The following is a 21,491-nucleotide window of genomic DNA, read 5'->3' as shown; positions in this document are numbered from 1 at the left end:
GAAGGCTGCGATCTTTTTTTTGCTTGTGCACCGCCGCAATGCACCGTGAACCGCAATCGCGCACGCCAACTGATCCGAAAACCCGCCAACGTTCGTAACCGAACCCTTATCGAAAAAACACGAAAGCCCCGTTTTACGGGGCTTTCGGCGTATCGAAACGACTTTTTATTTCCATTTATTAAATTCTGGCATGCCCCCTGCAATAGTCCTTTCAGTGATTCAGTTCACTACCCAGTTTCGGGGACCTTGGTACAGGCAGGCCGGGGATTCCCCTCTTTACACCGGGCTCACACCGCACTAGCGACGAGCCTTCCCGTTTTGGGGTCCTTGGTACAGGCAGGCCGGGGATTCCTTCTTTACACCGGGCTCACGCCGAAATGCGAGAACCCTCCCGTTTCGGGAACCTTGGTACAGGCAGGCCGGGGATTCCCTCTTTTATTGCTCTCGGAGATGGATCTCCAACCGCCAGCGGTCATCGACCTCGCTACCGGCCCAGTCGCCCTGCAGCGGTCGGGCCGCCACCAGCGTCAGCAACAATCCCCCGTCACTCAATCGCGTTCGCCAATTCACGTCCTTGCCGTTGAGCTTGAGCTGACCTTTTTGCGCCTTGCCTTCTGCTTCGAACAACAGCGCGATGCTGCCTTCCACTATCTCGCCGTGGGTCTTGGGTTCATTGTTGAACCACACCACCAGGCCGTCGTCCGTCACTTCAACCTGCTGCAATTGACTGGAGTCCGGGGTGGTCAGGCGACCGATCATCAGCCCCACCATCACACCGACAATCGCCAGCGATCCCATTACGCGCGGTAATAGTTTCGAACGAGGGTCGGCTTGCGGCGTAGAATGCCGCTCATCTTTACCTTCGGAGCCGTGCATGTTTCACGTCATCCTTTTCCAACCAGAAATTCCGCCGAATACCGGCAACGTTATCAGGCTGTGCGCCAACAGTGGCTGCCACCTGCATTTGATCGAACCGCTGGGCTTCGAGATGGACGACAAGCGCCTGCGCCGGGCCGGCCTCGACTATCACGAGTATGCCACCCTGCAGCGCCACGCCGACTTGGCCAGTTGCCTGGAAAGCCTCGGTCATCCACGGGTGTTCGCCTTCACCACCAAGGGCTCGCGGCCGTTTCACGACGCCAGCTTCGCCCCGGGTGATGCGTTCCTGTTCGGTCCGGAAAGCCGTGGCTTGCCGGCCGACGTTCTGGACGCTCTGCCCGCCGAGCAACGCTTGCGATTGCCGATGCGCGAAGGTTGCCGCAGCCTGAATCTGTCGAACACCGTGGCGGTGGCCGTGTACGAAGCCTGGCGCCAAAACGACTTCAAGTAACCCCACGGTCCAATGTAGGAGCTGCCGCAGGCTGCGATCTTTTGATCTTGATTTTTTAAGATCAAAAGATCGCAGCCTGCGGCAGCTCCTACAGGAGGATGCGGAGCAGTCCATAAAAAAAGCGCCTGTTACGGCGCTTTTTTCATGGAGCAAACGAAGCTTTTATTGCACGGTCGGAGTCTCGCCCGCCGCTTGCATGCGTTGCAGCTCTTGCGCGTACAGGGCGTCGAAATTCACCGGTGCCAGCATCAGGGCCGGGAACGAGCCACGGGTCACCAGGCTGTCCAGCGCTTCACGAGCGTACGGGAACAGGATGTTCGGGCAGAACGCGCCGAGGGTGTGGCTCATCGAAGCGTCGTCGAGGTTCTTGATCAGGAAGATACCGGCCTGTTGCACCTCAGCGATGAAGGCCACTTCGTCGCCGTTCTTCACGGTCACCGACAGGGTCAGGACGACTTCGTGGAAATCGTTTTCCAGAGCCTTTTGACGAGTGTTCAGATCCAGACCGACGCTCGGCTCCCACTGCTGGCGGAAGATCGCCGGGCTTTTCGGGGCTTCGAAGGACAAGTCACGTACGTAGATGCGCTGCAAGGAGAATTGCGGTGCGGTTTCTTCTTCGCTAGCTGCAGTGTTCTGTTGGTCAGTCATCTCAGATCCTTTCTGATCTTGGGTCTTTTATAGGGTACGGAGTTCAGGCCTTGAGCATCGCGTCGAGCTTGCCGGCGCGCTCCAGGGCAAACAAATCATCACAACCACCCACGTGGGTGCTGCCGATCCAGATCTGCGGCACGGACGTGCGTCCGGCTTTCTGAGCCATTGCGGCACGCACCTGCGGCTTGCCATCGACCTTGATCTCTTCGAAGGCCACGCCTTTGTTCTCGAGCAGGTACTTGGCTCGCGAGCAGTAAGGGCAGTAATCGCTGGAATAGACGACGACGTTGTTCATATCACTTCACCAGCGGCAGGTTGTCGGCTTTCCAGCTGGACACACCACCGGACAGCTTGGCGGCAGTGAAGCCAGCCTTCACCAGCTCACGGGCGTGAGTGCCGGCGGTCTGGCCCATGGCGTCGACCAGGATGATGGTCTTGGCCTTGTGCTTTTCCAGCTCGCCAACGCGTGCGGCCAGTTTGTCGTGAGGAATGTTCAACGCGCCAACAATGTGACCGGCGGCGAAGTCCTTGGTCGGACGAATGTCGATCACCACGCCTGCGTCTTTGTTGACCAGGCCAGTCAGTTCGCCCGTGCTCAGGCTACGGCCGCCACCTTGCATCTGATAGGCGATCAGCGCGGCCAGCAGTACGACGAAGATACCGACGAGAATGTAGTGGTTAGTGGCAAATTCAATCAGGTGAGCAACCATCGAAGGAGGTTCCAGGGCGTTAAAATGTCGGCCAGTATACACAGCCCCTAGGGTGGGCCAAACCCCGTCCGGCGGTGACGTGGCCGGAACTTCGCATTAAACTGCGACTCCCTTTTTCCATTACTCCTTTTTACCTCAGCCACGAGTGGATTCCATGACTACCACGCCTAAACCTTTGGTCCTGATGATTCTCGACGGCTTCGGTCACAGCGATAACCCCGAATCCAACGCGATCTTTGCCGCGAAGAAGCCCGTACTGGACCGCTTGTGGGCCACCGTGCCCAACGGCCTGATTTCGGGCAGTGGCATGGACGTCGGCTTGCCGGATGGCCAGATGGGCAACTCCGAAGTCGGCCACATGAACCTCGGCGCCGGTCGCGTGGTGTATCAAGACTTCACTCGCGTGACCAAATCGATCCGCGACGGCGAGTTTTTCGAGAACCCGACCATCTGCGCCGCAGTGGATAAAGCCGTTGCTGCCGGCAAAGCCGTGCACTTCATGGGCCTGCTGTCCGATGGCGGCGTGCACAGCCACCAGGATCACCTGGTCGCCATGGCCGAACTGGCTGCCAAGCGTGGCGCCGAAAAAATCTACCTGCACGCCTTCCTCGACGGCCGCGACACCCCGCCGAAAAGCGCGCAATCGTCCATCGAGCTGCTGGACGCCACGTTCCAGGCATTGGGCAAAGGTCGCATCGCCAGCCTCATCGGCCGTTATTTCGCGATGGACCGCGACAACCGTTGGGACCGTGTATCCCAGGCCTACAACCTGATCGTCGACGGCAATGGCGAATTCAACGCCGCCACCGCTCAGGAAGGCCTGCAAGCCGCTTACGAGCGTGGCGAGAGCGACGAATTCGTCAAAGCCACCTCCATCGGTGAGCCGGTAAAAGTCGAAGACGGCGATGCCGTGGTGTTCATGAACTTCCGCGCCGACCGCGCCCGTGAACTGACCCGTGTATTCGTCGAAGACGACTTCAAGGAATTCGAACGCACCCGCCAGCCGAAACTGGCTGGTTTCGTCATGCTGACCCAATACGCCGCCAGCATTCCCGCGCCATCGGCCTTCGCCGCCGGCAGCCTGGAAAACGTGCTGGGCGATTACCTGGCGAAAAACGGCAAGACCCAGCTGCGCATCGCTGAAACCGAGAAGTACGCCCACGTGACCTTCTTCTTCTCCGGCGGTCGCGAAGAACCGTTCCCGGGCGAAGAGCGCATCCTGATCCCGTCGCCGAAAGTCGCCACTTACGACTTGCAGCCGGAAATGAGTGCACCGGAAGTCACCGACCGTATCGTCGACGCCATCGAAAACCAGCGTTACGACGTGATCGTGGTCAACTACGCCAACGGCGACATGGTTGGCCACAGTGGCGTGTTCGACGCGGCGGTGAAAGCCGTTGAATGCCTGGACCAGTGCGTCGGTCGTATCGTCGAGGCGCTGGAAAAAGTCGGTGGCGAAGCGCTGATCACCGCCGACCACGGCAACGTCGAGCAAATGTCCGACGCATCCACTGGCCAGGCGCACACCGCGCACACCACAGAGCCAGTGCCGTTCATCTATGTCGGCAAGCGCGACCTGAAGGTCCGTGAAGGTGGCGTTCTGGCGGACGTAGCGCCGACCATGCTGAAGCTGCTGGGCCTGGAACAGCCGGCGGAAATGACCGGGACTTCGATTCTGGTGTAACGCCGGCTCTCAAACGCCGCTTAAACCCTGTGGGAGCGGGCTTGCCCGCGATAGCAATCTGACAGCCAACTTCTATGTTGAATGTCAGGCCATCATCGCTGGCAAGCCAGCTCCCACATTGGTTTGTGGTGGTTTTAAAGATTAAAGCTGCCCACATCTTGCTCCAGTTATCACACAGTCAGAAATGGGCATTTTTTTTGCTGCGCATGGCGGGCATACTAGGCCGTCCCTTTCCCTGGTGCCGCCCGCCTCTATGCTCCGCGTCCTGATAGCCCTCGCCCTGACTTGCCTGCTCCAACCGGCCTTCGCTGACGAGCGCACGCAAACCCAACAACAGTTGGACGCTACGCGTCAGGACATTGCCGAGCTGAAAAAGCTGCTGGGCAAGCTCCAGGAAGAAAAATCCGGGGTGCAGAAGGATCTCAAAGGCACCGAGACCGAAATGGGCAAGCTCGAGAAGCAGGTCGATGCCCTGCAAAAAGAGCTGAAGAAGAGCGAATCCGAGCTGCAGCGGCTCGATGCAGAGAAAAAAAAACTCCAGAGCGCGCGCACTGAACAGCAACGACTGATCGCCATCCAGGCCCGGGCGGCCTATCAGAACGGTCGTCAGGAATACCTGAAGCTGCTGCTCAACCAGCAGAACCCCGAAAAATTTGCCCGCACCCTCACCTATTACGACTACCTGAGCCAGGCCCGCCTGGAGCAGCTGAAGAATTTCAACGAAACCCTGCGCCAATTGGCCAATGTCGAAAAAGACATCGCCATGCAGCAAGCGCAATTGCTGGTGCAGCAAAGCAGCCTCGAATCCCAGCGTGGCGAACTCGAGAAAGTTCGCCAGGAGCGCCAGCAAGTTCTGGCCAAGCTCAACGACGACGTGAAAGCGCGCGACCAGAAACTGGCAGCCCGCGAGCAGGATCAGGCAGACCTGTCTAAAGTCCTTAAAACCATTGAAGAAACCCTGGCTCGCCAGGCTCGTGAGGCAGAAGAAGCGCGGCAAAAAGCGCTGATCGCCCAGCAGGAAGCCGAAAAAAAGCGTTTACGTGAGGCCCAGGCTCAAGCAGATGAGACTGACGCCCCACGCAAACCGGTTAAATCAACACCTGGCGCATTGGTTTCAAGCTCCGGCGAAACCTTTGGCGGTGCATTTGCGTCAACTCGCGGCAAACTTCCATGGCCTGTCGATGGTCGACTGTTGGCGCGCTTCGGCGAAAGCCGTGGCGACGACGCCCGGACCAAATGGGACGGCGTGATGATCGGTGCTTCCGCTGGTAGCACCGTGCATGCGGTGCATGGCGGGCGCGTGGTGTTCGCCGACTGGTTGCGCGGCGCGGGGCTGCTGGTGATCCTCGATCACGGCAACGGTTTTTTGAGTCTTTACGGTCACAACCAGACACTGCTCAAGTCTGCGGGTGACGTGGTTAAAGCCGGTGAGTCCATTTCCACTGTCGGTAGCAGTGGTGGCCAGGACACACCGGCTCTGTATTTCGCGATTCGTCAGCAGGGTCACCCGAGTGACCCGGCACAATGGTGTCGCGCGCAAGGATAAGCGCGCTGCCTACATTCAGGAGTTCGTTCGACATGCTGCATTTGTCCCGCCTTACCTCGCTCGCCCTGACGATTGCCCTGGTGATCGGCGCGCCGTTGGCGTTCGCCGCTCAACCGGCCCCGGCAGTCGCGCCTGCGGGCACTGCTGCAACCACCAAGGCGCCATTGCCGCTGGAAGAGTTGCGCACCTTTGCCGAGGTCATGGATCGGATCAAAGCGGCGTATGTCGAGCCGGTAGACGATAAAACCCTGCTGGAAAATGCCATCAAAGGCATGCTCAGCAACCTTGACCCGCACTCCGCCTACCTCGGCCCGGAAGACTTCGCTGAATTGCAGGAAAGCACCAGCGGCGAATTCGGTGGCCTGGGCATCGAAGTCGGCGCCGAAGACGGATTCATCAAAGTGGTGTCGCCAATCGACGACACCCCGGCATCCAAGGCTGGCATTCAGGCCGGCGACTTCATCGTCAAGATCAACGGTCAGCCAACCCGTGGCCAGACCATGACCGAAGCCGTGGACAAGATGCGCGGCAAGATCGGCGAAAAAATCACCCTGACCCTGGTCCGCGACGGTGGCACACCGTTCGACGTGACACTGGCCCGCGCGATCATTCAAGTGAAGAGCGTGAAGAGCCAGTTGCTGGAGTCCGGCTACGGCTACATCCGCATCACCCAGTTCCAGGTCAAGACCGGCGAAGAGGTCTCCAAGGCCTTGGCCAAATTGCGCAAAGACAACGGCAAGAAGCTCAAAGGCATCATCCTCGACCTGCGCAACAACCCGGGTGGCGTGCTGCAATCGGCAGTTGAAGTGGTCGACCACTTCATCACCAAAGGCCTGATCGTTTACACCAAGGGCCGAATCGCCAACTCCGAGCTGCGCTTCAACGCCACCGGCAAGGATGAAAGCGAAGCCGTGCCAATGGTCGTGCTGATCAATGGTGGCAGCGCCTCGGCGTCGGAAATTGTCGCGGGCGCCTTGCAGGATCAGAAACGTGCAGTGGTCATGGGCACCACCAGTTTCGGTAAAGGCTCGGTACAAACCGTGTTGCCACTGAACAATGACCGCGCCCTGAAAATCACCACGGCGCTGTATTTCACGCCGAACGGCCGCTCGATCCAGGCCCAGGGCATCGTCCCGGACATCGAAGTGCGCAAGGCCAAGATCACCAGCGAGCAGGACGGCGAATACTTCAAGGAAGCCGACCTGCAAGGTCACCTCGGCAACGGCAACGGCGGCGCCGACAAACCAACCGGTTCCAGCGGCAAAGCCAAGCCTATGCCGCAGGATGACGACTACCAATTGGCCCAGGCCCTGAGCCTGCTCAAAGGGCTGAGCATCACCTCCGGCCGTTGAGAATGGGTCTGCGCTTAATCCTCATCCTGTTGTGCTGCCTGGCGGGTACTGCTCACGCAGAATCCGCCGGGTCGACGCCTCACAAGGCCTATCTGACACTGATCATCGATGACCTTGGGCAGAGCCTGCCCCGGGATCGCCGTGTATTGGCGCTGCCCGGCCCAGTGACGGCGGCGATCATGCCCGACACGCCCCACGCCACCGAGTTCGCCCGCGAAGCCCATCGCGCCGGCAAAATCGTCATCCTGCACATGCCCATGGACCCGGCCACCGGACCGTTCGCCTGGCATCCCGAGTTGCCCCTCGGAGAACTTGAGAAGCGCCTCGACGCGGCTTTCAAAGCGGTGCCCTACACCGCAGGCATCAATAATCACATGGGCAGTCGCATGACCGCCCAGCAACCGGCGATGGCCTGGTTGATGGCGAATCTGCAAAGTCGACACAAAATCTTCCTGGACAGCCGCACCAGCGCACAGACTGTCGCCGCCGCAGAAGCACAGAAGATTGGTTTGGCGAGCGTTTCGCGGGATGTGTTTCTCGATGACGAGCGCACGGAAGCAGCAATCTTCACGCAGTTACGGACAGCGATCAGCCTGGCGCACAAGCAGGGTTCGGCGGTGATGATCGGGCATCCGTATCCGCAGACGCTGGCGGTGCTGGAGCGTGAGTTGCCAAAGTTGAAGGCACAGGGGATTGAGTGGATCGATATCAAGCAGATGGTCAGCGTGCGCGGTAATCGGGCGATGGCAGCGCATGGAAAGGATGGCGTTTACCGCTGATTGGCTCGTCGCCGATCACTGTAGGAGCCGGCTTGCTGGCGATGCGGCCTCGAGATTTGCATTGCCCTTTCGGCCGCCATCGCTGGCAAGCCAGCTCCTACAGGGATTACAAATACCGCGCCATGATCTCGTCGACCTTGCCTTCCTTGCGCAACTGATCCAGCGCTGCCTGAAGTCTGGCAACCGTTTCGTCCGGCACATCCTTGTTCAGTGCCAGGTACAGCTCGGCGCTGTTAAAGCGCAAAACGGTCTTGAGCCCGCTCACGCCTTCCTGACGCGCCAGATAGCGCCCGGCCGGATCGCCGGTGGCCCACAGGTCAATCTGCCCGTTGACCAGTTTCTTCGCATTGTCCTGATCGCGCAGCACCACCACCGGCTTCAAGCCCTGCTTGGCCAGGGTCATGGCAATGGCGTCACCCTTGTACGCACCGATCTTGTACTTTCGCGCGTCATCCAGGGTTTCGAGGGTGATTTTGCTGTCAGCCTTGGCCAGCATGATCCAGTCGTCCGGACCGATCGGCCCGACCCACTTGAAGAGTTTCTCTCGGTCGGGCAACCGCGCCATCACGAACGCGCCGTAACCGGGGTTTTCCAGGGCGAGTTTGTACACTCGCTCCCAAGGAAAGCGCAGGGTCAGGCTATAGGTAATGTCGGTACGCTTGAATATTTCACGAACGATGTCCGTAGCAATGCCATCGATGTTCTCGCCCTGGGCGAAATTCTTTCCATTCTTCGCCATGTTGTACGGCGGGAAGTTTTCCGTCAGCAACACAATGTCGGTGTCGGGACTGTCTGCAGCTTGCGCTGTGCTGATAAACAACAGGGAAGTGCTGGCGAGGGCTAGAAGAAGGCGTTTAAGCATGTCTGGCTACCGAAATCCATGGCGTACCCAAGAGTGCCTTGAGCCCGCCATGATGTCTACTGGCCTGCATCGGTTTGTTTAACGCATCACGATTCCGCGATGGGCCATATACGCCTTGGCTTCCTGAACGGTGTATTCGCCGAAGTGGAAAATACTCGCCGCCAATACCGCGCTGGCGTGACCTTCGAGAATGCCGTCAGCCAAGTGCTGAAGATTGCCGACGCCGCCGGAGGCGATCACCGGAATGCTCAAGGCATCGCTGATGGCGCGGGTGACGCCGAGGTCGAAGCCGTTCTTCATGCCGTCCTGATCCATGCTGGTCAGGAGGATTTCGCCGGCACCCAGGCCTTCCATCTTCTTCGCCCACTCAACGGCATCGAGCCCGGTCGGCTTGCGGCCACCGTGGGTGAAGATTTCCCAGCGCGGGGTTTCGCCCGGAGCGGAGACCTTCTTCGCATCGATGGCAACAACGATGCACTGCGAGCCGAAATGCTGTGCGGCTTCGCCGACGAACTCCGGATTGAACACCGCTGCGGTGTTGATCGAGACCTTGTCCGCGCCAGCGTTCAGCAGGTTGCGAATGTCTTGCACGGTACGCACGCCACCACCCACGGTCAGCGGAATGAACACCTGGCTGGCCATGCGCTCGACGGTGTGCAACGTGGTGTCGCGGCCATCGACGCTGGCGGTGATGTCGAGAAAGGTAATCTCGTCGGCACCCTGCTCGTCGTAACGACGGGCGATTTCCACCGGGTCACCGGCGTCGCGGATGTTTTCGAATTTCACACCCTTGACCACCCGGCCGTTGTCCACGTCCAGGCAAGGGATGATGCGTTTGGCCAGCGCCATGGTCAGTCCTCAGCCTTTGTACGAATCGCAGAAAGCTTGCGCTTCAGCGACGTCGAGGGTGCCTTCGTAGATCGCCCGGCCGGTGATTGCGCCGATGATGCCTGGCGCCTTGGCGTCAAGCAGGGTCTTGATGTCACCCAGGTTGTGGATGCCACCGGAAGCAATCACCGGGATCGATGTGGCAGCGGCCAGCGCGGCGGTGAACGGAACGTTGCAGCCCTGCATCATGCCGTCTTTGGCGATGTCGGTATAAACGATCGCGGACACGCCGTCGGCTTCAAATTGCTTGGCCAGGTCGATCACCTGAATGGTGCTGATTTCAGCCCAGCCGTCGGTTGCGACGAAACCGTCCTTGGCATCCAGGCCAACAATCACTTTGCCCGGGAACGCACGGCAGGCTTCAGCGACGAAGGCCGGATCTTTAACGGCTTTGGTGCCGATGATCACGTAGCTCACGCCAGCCTTGACGTAGTGCTCGATGGTTTCCAGGGAGCGGATACCGCCGCCGATCTGGATCGGCAGGTTCGGGTAGCGCTTGGCGATGGCGGTGACCACTTCGCCGTTGACCGGCTGGCCTTCGAAGGCGCCGTTCAGGTCGACCAGATGCAGACGGCGGCAACCGCCCTCCACCCACTTGGCAGCCATGCTCACCGGGTCATCGGAGAACACCGTGGAATCTTCCATGCGGCCCTGGCGCAGACGAACACAGGCACCGTCTTTAAGATCGATAGCGGGAATAATCAGCATCTGGCAAACCTTCAAATTCGAATGTTCAGCTTGGCTCGGAAATCAGTTTTTCTCGAGCGCCCACAAGTCGCTTTCGATGCTTTCGAACCTCTCTTTGAGGTGCGCCTGCACATCGAAAATCGCCCTGTTGTAATAGTGCGGAGCAATTTCGCGGGTAAACAGCTCAAGGATTTCGGCCGCTTCGAACGAACCCAGGTCCAGTTCGAAGCGATCCTCCATGAAGCGCTTGATCTTGTGATTGGCCTCGCTCTCCTGCTCGGGAGTGAGGGTCAGGATCGGCGGCTTCTTCTTGACGGCCATTTACCAGCGACCATCCCACGCAGCGAAGTTCTGCAGCAATTGCAGGCCATGGGTATGGCTTTTCTCCGGGTGGAACTGCACGGCGAAACGCGAACCATCGGCCAGCGCTGCGGCGAAATCGACACCGTAGTGACCGCCACCCACCACCTGACGCGCGTTGGCGGCGGCGATGTAGTAGCTGTGCACGAAGTAGAAACGCGCCATGTCCGGAATGTCGTGCCACAGCGGGTGACTGACCTTCTGCTTCACTTCGTTCCAGCCCATGTGCGGGACTTTCAGGTGCTCGCCGTCTTCATGCAGGTCTTTGCCGAAGAACTTCACCGCGCCCGGGAACAGGCCGATGCAGTCGACACCGTCGTTCTCTTCGCTGGTGTCGAGCAAGGCTTGCATGCCGACACAGATGCCAAGGAACGGACGGTCCTGGCTGACTTCACGCACCAGCGAATCGAAACCGAGACGACGGATCTCCGCCATGCAATCGCGAATCGCACCGACACCGGGGAAAACTACCCGGTCGGCTTCGCGAATCACGTTGGCATCGCTGGTGATCAAAACCTTGCCGGCACCGACGTGCTCGAGGGCCTTGGCCACCGAGTGCAGGTTGCCCATGCCGTAATCGATTACCGCGACTGTCTGCATTACAGAACGCCCTTGGTCGATGGCATTTGCCCGGCCATGCGGTCATCGAGCTCAACGGCCATGCGCAGGGCGCGGCCGAAAGCCTTGAACACGGTTTCGATCTGGTGGTGAGTGTTGTGCCCACGCAGGTTGTCGATGTGCAGGGTGACGTTGGCGTGGTTGACGAAGCCCTGGAAGAACTCCTGGAACAGGTCAACGTCGAAACCGCCGACGGTGGCGCGGGTGTACGGAACGTGCATCTGCAGGCCTGGACGGCCGGAGAAGTCGATCACCACGCGCGACAGCGCCTCATCGAGCGGCACGTAGGCGTGACCGTAGCGACGGATGCCTTTCTTGTCGCCGATGGCTTTGGTGAAGGCCTGGCCGAGGGTGATACCGACGTCTTCCACGGTATGGTGGTCATCGATATGCAGGTCGCCCTTGCTGACAATATCCAGGTCGATCAGCCCGTGGCGGGCGATCTGGTCCAGCATGTGCTCAAGAAAAGGAACACCGATATCGAATCGGGCCTTTCCGGTGCCATCAAGGTTGATCGAGGCTTTGATCTGGGTTTCCAGAGTGTCGCGCTCGACAGACGCCATACGTTCGGCCATCACCAGCTCCGCAAAATCATTGGGCGAAAAAGGCAACCATTATAGGGGCGCGGGCGCGAAACAGAAACACGGGAGGTGATATCGCTGACGGACAGAAACCCGTGCTGTCGGGGCTGTACATGTCAGTACAAGTCGGCGCTCATTGCGAACGCACGGCTTTTAACCCCGTAGGAGCCGACTTGCTGGCGATCCAGACGCCGCGGTTTTGCAAGCATACCGCGTGATCGTTCATCGCCAGCAAGCCGGCTCCTACAGGAGGTCGGTGTTAGTGGAACAGTACTGCCGTCTTCTGCAGGGTCACCCACACACCCCACGCCAAAGGAATACCCACCGCCAGCCAGGCAGCAAGCGCCAGAGGTTTGGTGCCCGGCGCAGCTTTCCACTCCAGCGACGTGCTGGCGTCAGCACCCTTGTCGTGACCCAGCGCCTGTTCGGCAGCCAGTTCAGCGTCGGTCATGAAGTACTTGTCAGCCACCGGACGCACCAGCAGGTTGCAAATGAAACCCAGCACCAGCAGGCCGGCAAGGATGTACAAGGTGATGTCGTAAGCTGCCGCACGCTCAACGCCGATGCTCAGCTGATATTCACGCAGGTAGTTCACCAGCACCGGACCCAACACGCCCGCCGCTGCCCACGCCGTCAGCAGACGACCGTGAATCGCGCCGACCATTTGCGTACCGAACAGGTCCGCCAGGTACGCCGGAACCGTCGCGAAACCACCGCCGTACATCGACAGAATGATGCAGAACGCCGCCACGAACAGCGCGACGCTGCCCAGATGACCCAGGTTTGGAATCAGTCCATACAGGGCAAAGCCCAGGGCGAAGAACACGAAGTAGGTGTTTTTGCGACCCAGGTAGTCCGAGAACGAGGCCCAGAAGAAGCGGCCACCGATGTTGAACAGGCTCAGCAAACCGGTGAAACCGGCAGCGATGGCCGCGATAGAAGCCAATTGCCCGGCGTCCAGCTGACCGAACGCCTGGTCCGTGCCCAGCAACTTGCCGCCAAACACTTCCTGCAACAGCGGCGAAGCCATGCCGAGGATGCCGATACCGGCCGATACGTTCAGGCACAGCACCAGCCATACCAGGCGGAACTGCGGGGTTTTCCACGCCACGTTCACGTGCACGTGACGGTGAGTGATCATCGCGTTCGCAGCTTTTTTCGCCGGAGCGGTCCAGCCTTCAGGCTTCCAGCCGGTTGGCGGAACGCGATAAGACAGCGCGCCACCGATCATGAACACGAAGTAGATCGCCGCCATCGCCACGAAGCTCTGCCATACGCCAACGCCTTCTGGCGAACCGAAGTGGCTCATCAGCGCTGTCGCCAACGGTGCACCAACCATCGCACCACCGCCGAAGCCCATGATCGCCATGCCGGTCGCCATGCCGCGCTTGTCCGGGAACCACTTGATCAGGGTCGACACCGGCGAGATGTAGCCCAGGCCCAGGCCGATACCACCAATAACCCCGGAGCCGATCCACATCAGCCAGATCTGGTGGGTATAGATACCCAACGCCGAAATCAGCAGACCGCCACACCAGCACAGCGCCGATACAACGCCAGCCTTGCGCGGCCCGGCGTGTTCCAGCCAGCCGCCCCAGATCGCTGCCGAGCAACCGAGGAAGATGAAGAACAGGGTGTAGATCCAGCCGAGCATCGAAATCGGCCAGTCGCATTGCGACGAGAAGACTTGAGCGATGAAGCTCATGTCCGGCGCGCAAGTCACCGCCTTGGTAACGCCCAGCGCCTTGGACAGTGGCAGCCAGAACACCGAGAAGCCGTAAGCCATGCCGATGCACAGGTGGATGGCCAGAGCGGCCGGTGGCACCAGCCAACGGTTGAAACCGGGCTTGGCGATGATTCGCTCCTTGGACAGGAACGAGGGCTGGTCGGCATAGCCGTCCGCCGTGATACTCGTGGTCATTGTTTATCCCCCAATTATTAGTATGGTTCGCCAGCCAGCCACTCTTTACCCCCAGCCTTAAATGCAACGCAGGCATGACTGTGTTATTCCGGGTAAAGCTCCATTTTGGTGCGGCATCACGTCGCAGAAGGACGGACGAACGGGCGAAGGTTACCATTTGCACGTGACAGAAAAACCAAACTGATATCACGTTTTGTACGTTATCCGATCTCGTTACCTGTAGGAGCTGCCGAAGGCTGCGATCTTTTGATTTTGCTTCTGGTTACAAAAGATCAAAGGATCGCAGCCTTCGGCAGCCCCTACAGAGCGTGTGTACAACTTCACAGGAACCACCATGCCGATCATTGTCGAGTCGTTGCAACAAATCACTCCTCAGGACCAACAAGACCTCCAGAAGATTTACCGCGACGCTCCGGATTGGCTGTTCAGCCCATTTACCGGAGATGAACATCTGATCGAAGACTGCCTGCGTGATGGCTCGCTGATCGCCGGGCGCTTCAATGATCGGCTACTGGGCGCGGCACGCCTGCAACGGCACGCTGACGTCTGGCATTTGTCTCAAATATGCGTACGAAAAATCACCCGTCGTCGTGGCGTTGCCGAGCGACTGGTGCACGAAGCACAAAGAATGGCCGCACAATCGGGCGCCATCTTGCGCCTGCTGGCACCCGCCGGACACCTGGAAGCACAGGCATTGGCGGCCAAGCTGCACATTCCGCTGGATACAGAGTCAGCGTGATCGCCGACCGGTCGTCCGTTCTGGAGCGCTATACTCCTCGGCTAAATTTCGAATTCGACTAATTACAAGGACTCGCCCATGAAAGCGTTCGGCAAAATCCTGGGTCTGGTACTTCTCGGGCTGTTGCTGATCATTGTGGCGCTGGGCTTTGCCCTGACCCACCTCTTCGATCCCAACGACTACAAAGACGAGATCCGCCAGATTGCCCGCGACAAGGCCCACATCGAGCTGACGCTCAATGGCGATATCGGCTGGAGCCTGTTCCCGTGGCTGGGCCTGGAATTGCACGATGCCGGTGTTGCGACCCTGGCCAAGCCCACCGAACCGTTCGCTGATTTGCAGATGCTTGGCTTGTCGGTGCGCGTGTTGCCACTGTTGCGCCGTGAAGTGCAGATGAGCGATGTACGCGTCGAAGGTCTGAACCTGCGCCTCAACCGCGACAAGGACGGCCACGGCAACTGGGAAGACATCGGCAAGGTGCCGGTCGCTACCAGCCCCGCTGGCACGCCTCCCGCCACCCCGGGTGAACCTGCATCGCAAACCACCGTCCAGGTGGAAAAACCGGCCCAGCCGATTCGCCTGGACATCGACAGCCTGACCGTCAACAACGCCCGCGTTGAATACAACGATGAGAAGACCGGCAAGCAGTTCAGCGCCGAAAGCATCCAGCTGAGCACCGGCCCGGTGCATGATTCCACCAACATCCCGGTCAAACTCACCGCGTTCCTGGGCACCAACCAGCCAGTTCTGCGAGTCCGAACCGAACTGAATGGTGAAGTGCGTTTCGAACGCGCGTTGCAGCGTTACAAACTCGAAGACATGAAGTTGTCCGGCGAAGTCGCCGGCGATCCGCTGCAAGGCAAAACCATGACCTTCGCCGCTCAGGGTCAATTGCTGCTGGACCGCGCCGCCAACGTTGCCGAATGGACCGGCATCAAAATTTCCGCCAACCAACTGCGCGCGTTGGGTGAACTGAAAGTCAACGACCTCGACAAGACGCCACAGATCAGCGGCGGAATTTCCATCGCGCAATTCGATTTGGCGAAATTCGTCGACAGCATCGGCCAGAAACTCCCGGCCATGGCTGAAGGCAGCCTGAGCAAAGTCGAACTGGCCACACGCCTCGCGGGCACGCCGACCAGCGTGGTGCTGGATGACATCAATCTGAAAGTCGACGACAGCACCTTCAATGGCCGCATCGCCGTCGAAGATTTCGCCAAGCAATCACTTCGGGCAAACCTCAAGGCCGACACTTTCAACGTTGACCGTTACCTGCCGCCGAAATCGGCCGAAGCCAATAGCGCAACACAAGTGCGTCAGGCCGAAGTCGCCAGCACCGAAGCCGATGCCATGGCCGGCGCCGGCAGTACGCCGTTGCCGCAAGCACCGACCAAAGACGCATGGAGCAACGAGCGCCTGCTGCCGGTGGAGCGCCTGAGTAAGCTGGACGTTGACGCCGACCTGGCCTTCGGCCAACTGACCCTGGAAAAACTGCCGATTCAAAACGCAACGCTCAAGGCCAACGGCCAGGGCGGACTGCTGACTTTGGCAAACCTGCGCGGCGATCTGTACGCCGGCAACTTCGAAGCCACCGGCACCCTCGACGTGCGCCAGCCAGTGCCCGCGCTGAACTTGCAGACGAAAATCAGCCGCGTACCGGTAGAAAAAATCCTCGAAAGCCAGGGCAAGAATCCCCCGGTCAAAGGTCTGGTCACGCTCAATAGCAACGTCACCGGCAACGGCAACAGCCAGAAAGCGCTGATCGAAACCCTCAATGGCACCACCAGTTTCGTCATCAACAATGGCGTACTGCTCAATGCCAACCTCGAACAACAGCTGTGCAAAGGCATCGCCACGCTCAACCGCAAAACCCTTAGCGGCGAGCCACGGGGCAAGGACACACCGTTCGAGGAGCTCAAGGGCAACCTGACGTTCCGCAACGGCGTGGCCAGCAACCCGGACCTGAAAGTGCGCATCCCGGGCATGACCGTCAAAGGTGACGGCGATGTCGACCTGCGTGTGCTGGGCATGGACTACCGCGTGGGCATCGTTGTCGAAGGCGATACCAGCGCCATGCCGGACCCGGCTTGCCAGGTTGGCGAGAAGTTTGTCGGCATAGAGTGGCCGCTGCGTTGCCGTGGACCGTTGGAGCTCGGTGCCAAGGCATGCCGCCTCGATAACGAACGCATGGGTCAGGTGGCGAGCAAACTGGCGGGCGAACGCATCAGCGAGAAAATCGACGAGAAGCTGGGCGACAAGGTCAGCCCGGAACTGAAAGATGCGCTCAAGGGGCTGTTCAAGCGATGAGAGCCGAGCAGTTTTCAACGGCGGTGCTGGAATGGTTCGACCGCCACGGCCGTCACGATTTGCCCTGGCAGCAGGACATCAACCCGTATCGGGTGTGGGTCTCGGAAATCATGTTGCAGCAAACTCAGGTCAGCACCGTGCTGAATTACTTCGACCGTTTCATGGCCTCGTTGCCGACGGTCGAAGACCTGGCCGCCGCGCCGGAAGATGAAGTGCTGCACCTGTGGACCGGCCTGGGTTACTACACCCGCGCGCGCAATTTGCAGAAGACCGCAAAAATCGTCGTCGAGCAGTACGGCGGTGAGTTTCCCCGTGATGTGGAAAAACTTACCGACTTGCCGGGTATCGGCCTGTCCACCGCCGGGGCCATTGCCAGCATCAGCATGGGCCTGCGCGCGCCGATCCTCGACGGCAACGTCAAACGCGTACTGGCGCGATTTACCGCTCAAGAGGGCTATCCGGGCGAGCCGAAGGTGGCCAAACAGCTCTGGGCCAACGCTGAGCGCTTTACGCCGCATGATCGGGTCAACGCCTACACCCAGGCGATGATGGATCTGGGCGCCACGCTCTGCACCCGCAGTAAACCGAGTTGCCTGCTCTGCCCGCTGGAAAAGGGCTGCGAAGCGCACATGCTCGGCCTGGAGACGCGCTACCCGATTCCCAAACCGCGCAAAGCCGTGCCACAGAAACGCACGCTGATGCCGTTGCTCGCCAACGGTGACGGCGCGATTCTGCTTTACCGTCGCCCTTCCACGGGTCTGTGGGGCGGTTTGTGGAGCTTGCCGGAACTCGACGACCTCGACGACCTGCAACACCTCGCCTCGCAACACTCGCTGGAGCTGGGCGACCAACAGGCACTGCCGAACCTGATACACACCTTCAGCCATTTTCAATTGTCCATCGAACCCTGGCTGGTTCAGGTCCAGGAGGCCAGCCATCACGTGGCCGAGGCCGACTGGCTCTGGTATAACCTCGCCACCCCGCCGCGCCTGGGCCTTGCCGCCCCGGTCAAAACCTTGCTCGAACGCGCGGCCGCCGTATTGAACGCAGGAGAGTCGTCATGACCCGCACCATCATGTGCCGCAAGTACAAAGAAGAATTGCCAGCCCTGGAGCGCGCCCCATTCCCCGGCGCCAAAGGTCAGGACATTTTTGACCACGTCTCGGCCAAGGCCTGGGCTGACTGGCAAAAGCACCAGACGCTGCTGATCAACGAAAAACGCCTGAACATGATGAACGCTGAAGATCGCAAATATCTTCAGGGCGAGATGGACAAGTACTTCTCCGGCGAGGATTACGCCAAGGCCGAAGGCTACGTTCCGCCTGCCGAGTAAGCCCGTAAAATCGGGGGTCGGATCGTAAGCGACGGTAATAATTAAATATTTTTTGAAAACTTGCTTGACGACCCCCTGAAAAACCCGTTTAATGCGCCCCGTTGCCCAGATAGCTCAGTCGGTAGAGCAGGGGATTGAAAATCCCCGTGTCGGCGGTTCGATTCCGTCTCTGGGCACCACCTTTCGTTTTCAGGTGATGCCAAGCACACCTGAAGACACACAGAAAGCCCGCCTCGTGCGGGCTTTTTGCTTTCTACGGTTCCCAACCGCTCTCTTGTAAGCCCAAACAGATGTGAGTAGATTCGTGAGTAGATCCAGTTCGGTCTACAAATCTACTCACACCACGGCGGCAAACTGCCCGCATTGTGCGGCCGGCGAGGGGGATGCAATGCCACTGTCAGACACCACCATCCGCACCGCCAAACCGAAGGACAAGCTCTATCGGCTGACCGACGCTAACGGCTTGTGCCTAGAAGTCACCACGACTGGCTCCAAGCTTTGGCGATACCGGTATCGCTTCAACGGCAACGCAAAAATGCTGGCGCTGGGCAAATACCCTGCTGTCACTCTGCTGAAGGCCCGCCAGCTGCGCGATGAGGCCCGCCAACTTCTGATCGAAGGCGCAGATCCAGGCGAGCACAAGAAAGCCGCCAAACAGGCTCAGAAGGTCCATGGACTGACTTTTGAGACGCTAGCGTGGGAGTGGTACGACTACAACTCGCCGCGATGGGCAGAGGCCACCACCTACAAAGCAAAGCTGTACTTGGACAACGACATTATTCCCGGCATCGGCGCACGCCCGGTTAAAGCCATCACCAGACCCGAGTTGGTGGAGTTGGTACGCACAGTCGAGGCAAGGGGCACGCTCAATGCCGCAGGCAAGATCCGCCAATGGTTACACCAGATATTCCGATATGGGTTAGCCAAGGGCGTCGTAGAGGTAAATCCGGCCACTGATCTGAACGTGGTGGCCGCGCCAGCAAAAGCCGCCCGCCACCACCCACATGTAACCTTTGCCGAATTTCCCGAGCTACTGAGCAAAGTCGAGGCCGCGAACATTCACACCTTGACCCGACATGCCATTCGGCTGCTGACGTTGACCGCGGTTCGCCCTGGTGAATTACGCCAAGCGCCGTGGTCTGAGTTCGATCTTGACGCCGCCGTTTGGACGATACCCGCCGCCCGCATGAAAGCCCGCCGCCCCCATATCGTCCCCCTGCCCCGCCAAGCCGTAGCTATTTTGCGCCAGCTTCACGAAATCACCGGGCGTTACTCTCTGGTCTTTACTGGCACCAACCCTGAACGCCCTATGAGTGAGAACACGATAAACAAGGCTTTGCGGCTGGCTGGGTACGAAGGCCGGCAAACAGGTCACGGCTTCCGCCACCTGTTGAGCACCGAGCTCAACGGACGCGGGTACAACAAGGATTGGATTGAGCGCCAGCTCGCCCACGGTGACAGTGACGAGATCCGCGGCACATACAACCACGCGGCCTATGTCGAGCAGCGCCGGGAAATGATGCAAGCGTGGGCGGATTCAATCGACTCCCTTTGCGCTGGCGCTAACGTGGTGAGTATCAAGCGCAAGGCATAGTTTCCTCTGGATGCGCCGGGGTTGGTTTGGGTCTGGTTGGGATTTGCTGATAACATAATGGCCATCGCTGTACATTCGTACAGCTGTCATATATGAGCTTGGCAGATGTCGGGATCTGGTGGAGACGAGCAGTTGGAACCTTTCGGGCGTGTAAAGCTCGACGGGATCTATTCTGACTGGGCGTCAAGCCACCATCTGAATCCCCGTCTCTTGGCCTCCGAACTCGCTGCAACTCTCGAGACATTGGCACCGTTAGACCAGCCGATTCAGTCTCTACATGTGAGCGTCTTTTCGGGTGGACGCTCCGACAGGAATATTCAAATCACTCATGGTGCACTGGCCGACTACTTCACAGCGACCAGCGCCGGCAGAGCTAGCGCGACGATTTCAACCAATTCGGGCCCGATACCAACAGCTAACGTCCTGATATGGCGGAAATGGATTGAGCGCCTTGTTGATGAGGCTACCACCCGTACCGAGATGGCGGCTGGGTTTGCTCAACCAGCAAATGACGGCGTTTCGTTCTCAATGGCAGTTAATGGCTCTGCTGCAACAAGCTTCCCACCTCAATCCGTCATACCCAGCAACTCATCGATAGTTCTCAAAACGCAACAAGCGCAGTTGCGCCGCGAAGGTGAAAAAAGCGCCAGCGAACAACTTGACGAGCATCGAATCGCCCGGCAAATGGCAGAACAAAAAGCGATAGAGCTTTCGGCGCAACTCGAAATCAAGACAACTCAATACCAGCATCTTATGGACGAGTTAGAACTGCAGCGCCGCGAACTTAACGACGAGCGCAGGGCCAGACGAGATGCTGAAGATGAAAGCATCCGCCTAGAGGAGCAGCTTGAGCAGGTCATGGGGCTTTCCGAGCTCATGAGGCAAGACAACCCACTTTCACCACCCGAACTAATTCTCGCCTTACAGTGCTGGCGAGAGCTGACCCAGGACGGCATTCACAACCCGGCGGCCGCAGGCGGGCGAGGGGTTCATCCATTGGTTGAAGCTTGGTTAGAACGTAACGGCTACCGGCTCAACAAAACCGAAACTGAAAGACTCTGCGCCATAGTTAGCTGGCGTAAACGAGGATCTGGCGCCATCCGTTCACAATAAAATACCCAGCCTATTTAAGAGGCACGCTGTACCTGGCCTCGGGCTTGCTCCCCAGATCTGAAAGAGCCAAATGCCCGGCCTATTTCATGGAATACCCGGCCTATTCTGTGGATAAGTCAGCCGCCAGCATTAGCCATGTTCTCAACGCCACCCAAGGAGGCGCACAACATGGCAAGCCCTACTCCCTCCCAGCTTCACCAAAACTCGAAAGCCGAACTTGAACAACGCACTGAAGTCGCCCCTGCCCGCCGCTTCATCAAGCTGGCTGCAGTCCGCAGTCTGACCACCCTCTCCACATCCGAGATTTACCGACGCATTGCGGCCGGGCGCTTTCCCAAACAAGTAATGCTCGGGCCAAAGTCCGCAGTTTGGATCGAGGCCGAGGTCATTGCGTGGTGCGAATCCCTCGTCGCTTTGCGAGTGGAGGCTGCCTAAT

General features: G+C 59.1%; 23 protein-coding genes and 1 tRNA gene. 13 read left to right on the top strand and 11 right to left on the bottom strand.

Translation table 11 applies throughout. The features are described 5' to 3' along the window. Positions 1-435: 435 nt before the first annotated feature. Positions 436-876: a hypothetical protein gene (locus NL64_RS13445; protein WP_034148555.1), complete on the bottom strand. Its 441-nt coding sequence runs from the start codon at positions 874-876 to the stop codon at positions 436-438. Here NL64_RS13445 and trmL point away from each other — a divergent pair. After that, on the top strand, positions 875-1,330 hold the full coding sequence (gene trmL / locus NL64_RS13440) for a tRNA (uridine(34)/cytosine(34)/5-carboxymethylaminomethyluridine(34)-2'-O)-methyltransferase TrmL (RefSeq protein WP_034148554.1): 456 nt from the start codon (positions 875-877) through the stop codon (positions 1,328-1,330). The genes NL64_RS13445 and trmL overlap by 2 nt on opposite strands. Before the next feature lie 162 nt (positions 1,331-1,492). On the opposite strand, the gene secB is transcribed toward trmL, so the two are convergent. Genes secB through NL64_RS13425 form a run of 3 tightly spaced genes read right to left on the bottom strand, consistent with a single transcriptional unit; the run spans position 1,493 to position 2,691 of the window. Next, positions 1,493-1,978 (bottom strand): protein-export chaperone SecB, encoded by a 486-nt coding sequence (gene secB, locus NL64_RS13435; RefSeq protein ID WP_034148553.1) that lies wholly within the window; start codon positions 1,976-1,978, stop codon positions 1,493-1,495. A 43-nt stretch (positions 1,979-2,021) separates the two neighbouring features. Then, positions 2,022-2,276, bottom strand: coding sequence for a glutaredoxin 3 (gene grxC, locus NL64_RS13430; protein ID WP_007939440.1), 255 nt, complete (start codon positions 2,274-2,276; stop codon positions 2,022-2,024). A 1-nt stretch (position 2,277) separates the two neighbouring features. Further along, on the bottom strand, positions 2,278-2,691 hold the full coding sequence (locus NL64_RS13425; protein WP_034148552.1) for a rhodanese-like domain-containing protein: 414 nt from the start codon (positions 2,689-2,691) through the stop codon (positions 2,278-2,280). A gap of 154 nt (positions 2,692-2,845) precedes the next feature. Here NL64_RS13425 and gpmI point away from each other — a divergent pair, with 154 nt between their 5' ends. The 4 genes from gpmI (at position 2,846) to NL64_RS13405 (ending at position 8,052) form a co-directional block, all read left to right on the top strand. Then, entirely contained in the window at positions 2,846-4,375 is a 1,530-nt protein-coding gene (gene gpmI / locus NL64_RS13420) for a 2,3-bisphosphoglycerate-independent phosphoglycerate mutase (RefSeq protein WP_034148551.1), read from the top strand. 253 nt (positions 4,376-4,628) lie between these two features. Further along, a complete protein-coding gene (locus NL64_RS13415) occupies positions 4,629-5,921 on the top strand; it encodes a murein hydrolase activator EnvC family protein (RefSeq protein ID WP_034148550.1) in 1,293 nt (430 codons plus the stop codon). Positions 5,922-5,953: 32 nt separating this feature from the next. Next, positions 5,954-7,273, top strand: coding sequence for a S41 family peptidase (locus NL64_RS13410; protein ID WP_034148549.1), 1,320 nt, complete (start codon positions 5,954-5,956; stop codon positions 7,271-7,273). Positions 7,274-7,275: 2 nt separating this feature from the next. After that, positions 7,276-8,052: a divergent polysaccharide deacetylase family protein gene (locus tag NL64_RS13405; protein ID WP_034148548.1), complete on the top strand. Its 777-nt coding sequence runs from the start codon at positions 7,276-7,278 to the stop codon at positions 8,050-8,052. Positions 8,053-8,158: 106 nt separating this feature from the next. Here NL64_RS13405 and NL64_RS13400 read toward each other — a convergent pair whose 3' ends face one another. The 7 genes from NL64_RS13400 to NL64_RS13370 form a co-directional block, all read right to left on the bottom strand. Further along, on the bottom strand, positions 8,159-8,914 hold the full coding sequence (locus tag NL64_RS13400) for a substrate-binding periplasmic protein (protein ID WP_034148547.1): 756 nt from the start codon (positions 8,912-8,914) through the stop codon (positions 8,159-8,161). Positions 8,915-8,992: 78 nt separating this feature from the next. After that, positions 8,993-9,763 (bottom strand): imidazole glycerol phosphate synthase subunit HisF, encoded by a 771-nt coding sequence (gene hisF, locus NL64_RS13395; protein WP_034148546.1) that lies wholly within the window; start codon positions 9,761-9,763, stop codon positions 8,993-8,995. Positions 9,764-9,772: 9 nt separating this feature from the next. After that, positions 9,773-10,510: a 1-(5-phosphoribosyl)-5-[(5-phosphoribosylamino)methylideneamino]imidazole-4-carboxamide isomerase gene (gene hisA / locus NL64_RS13390; protein ID WP_015093076.1), complete on the bottom strand. Its 738-nt coding sequence runs from the start codon at positions 10,508-10,510 to the stop codon at positions 9,773-9,775. Between the two features lie 42 nt (positions 10,511-10,552). Beyond that, positions 10,553-10,810 (bottom strand): DUF2164 domain-containing protein, encoded by a 258-nt coding sequence (locus tag NL64_RS13385; RefSeq protein ID WP_020795737.1) that lies wholly within the window; start codon positions 10,808-10,810, stop codon positions 10,553-10,555. Beyond that, positions 10,811-11,449, bottom strand: a complete 639-nt coding sequence (gene hisH / locus NL64_RS13380) for an imidazole glycerol phosphate synthase subunit HisH (protein WP_008080553.1) — start codon at positions 11,447-11,449, stop codon at positions 10,811-10,813. Further along, positions 11,449-12,042, bottom strand: coding sequence for an imidazoleglycerol-phosphate dehydratase HisB (hisB, locus tag NL64_RS13375; protein WP_007939452.1), 594 nt, complete (start codon positions 12,040-12,042; stop codon positions 11,449-11,451). The genes hisH and hisB overlap by 1 nt, the downstream gene beginning before the upstream one ends. A 265-nt stretch (positions 12,043-12,307) precedes the next feature. Continuing rightward, positions 12,308-13,969: an OFA family MFS transporter gene (locus NL64_RS13370; protein ID WP_034148545.1), complete on the bottom strand. Its 1,662-nt coding sequence runs from the start codon at positions 13,967-13,969 to the stop codon at positions 12,308-12,310. 334 nt (positions 13,970-14,303) lie between these two features. Between NL64_RS13370 and NL64_RS13365 the strand changes: the two genes are divergently transcribed. The 8 genes from NL64_RS13365 (at position 14,304) to NL64_RS13330 (ending at position 21,490) form a co-directional block, all read left to right on the top strand. Beyond that, positions 14,304-14,708: an acetyl-CoA sensor PanZ family protein gene (locus tag NL64_RS13365; RefSeq protein ID WP_034148544.1), complete on the top strand. Its 405-nt coding sequence runs from the start codon at positions 14,304-14,306 to the stop codon at positions 14,706-14,708. A 78-nt stretch (positions 14,709-14,786) separates the two neighbouring features. Next, a complete protein-coding gene (locus NL64_RS13360) occupies positions 14,787-17,015 on the top strand; it encodes an AsmA family protein (protein WP_034148543.1) in 2,229 nt (742 codons plus the stop codon). Next, positions 17,012-18,079 carry an A/G-specific adenine glycosylase gene (mutY, locus tag NL64_RS13355; RefSeq protein ID WP_034148542.1) on the top strand — a complete coding sequence of 356 codons (1,068 nt, stop codon included), beginning with the start codon at positions 17,012-17,014 and terminating at the stop codon, positions 18,077-18,079. The genes NL64_RS13360 and mutY overlap by 4 nt, the downstream gene beginning before the upstream one ends. Then, positions 18,076-18,348: an oxidative damage protection protein gene (locus NL64_RS13350; protein ID WP_003220737.1), complete on the top strand. Its 273-nt coding sequence runs from the start codon at positions 18,076-18,078 to the stop codon at positions 18,346-18,348. The genes mutY and NL64_RS13350 overlap by 4 nt, the downstream gene beginning before the upstream one ends. 103 nt (positions 18,349-18,451) lie before the next feature. Continuing rightward, positions 18,452-18,527 (top strand) — tRNA-Phe (locus NL64_RS13345). A gap of 209 nt (positions 18,528-18,736) precedes the next feature. Further along, positions 18,737-19,942 (top strand): tyrosine-type recombinase/integrase, encoded by a 1,206-nt coding sequence (locus NL64_RS13340; RefSeq protein WP_034148541.1) that lies wholly within the window; start codon positions 18,737-18,739, stop codon positions 19,940-19,942. Between the two features lie 105 nt (positions 19,943-20,047). Continuing rightward, complete coding sequence (locus tag NL64_RS13335) at positions 20,048-21,055, top strand: hypothetical protein (RefSeq protein ID WP_034148540.1); 1,008 nt, start codon at positions 20,048-20,050, stop codon at positions 21,053-21,055. 168 nt (positions 21,056-21,223) lie between these two features. After that, positions 21,224-21,490, top strand: a complete 267-nt coding sequence (locus tag NL64_RS13330) for a helix-turn-helix transcriptional regulator (RefSeq protein ID WP_034148539.1) — start codon at positions 21,224-21,226, stop codon at positions 21,488-21,490. Position 21,491 lies beyond the last annotated feature (1 nt).

Origin of the sequence: Pseudomonas fluorescens, from assembly GCF_000802965.1 — a bacterium.
GTDB lineage: Bacteria > Pseudomonadota > Gammaproteobacteria > Pseudomonadales > Pseudomonadaceae > Aquipseudomonas > Aquipseudomonas fluorescens_A.
This window is presented reverse-complemented; position numbering and strand designations above follow the sequence as displayed.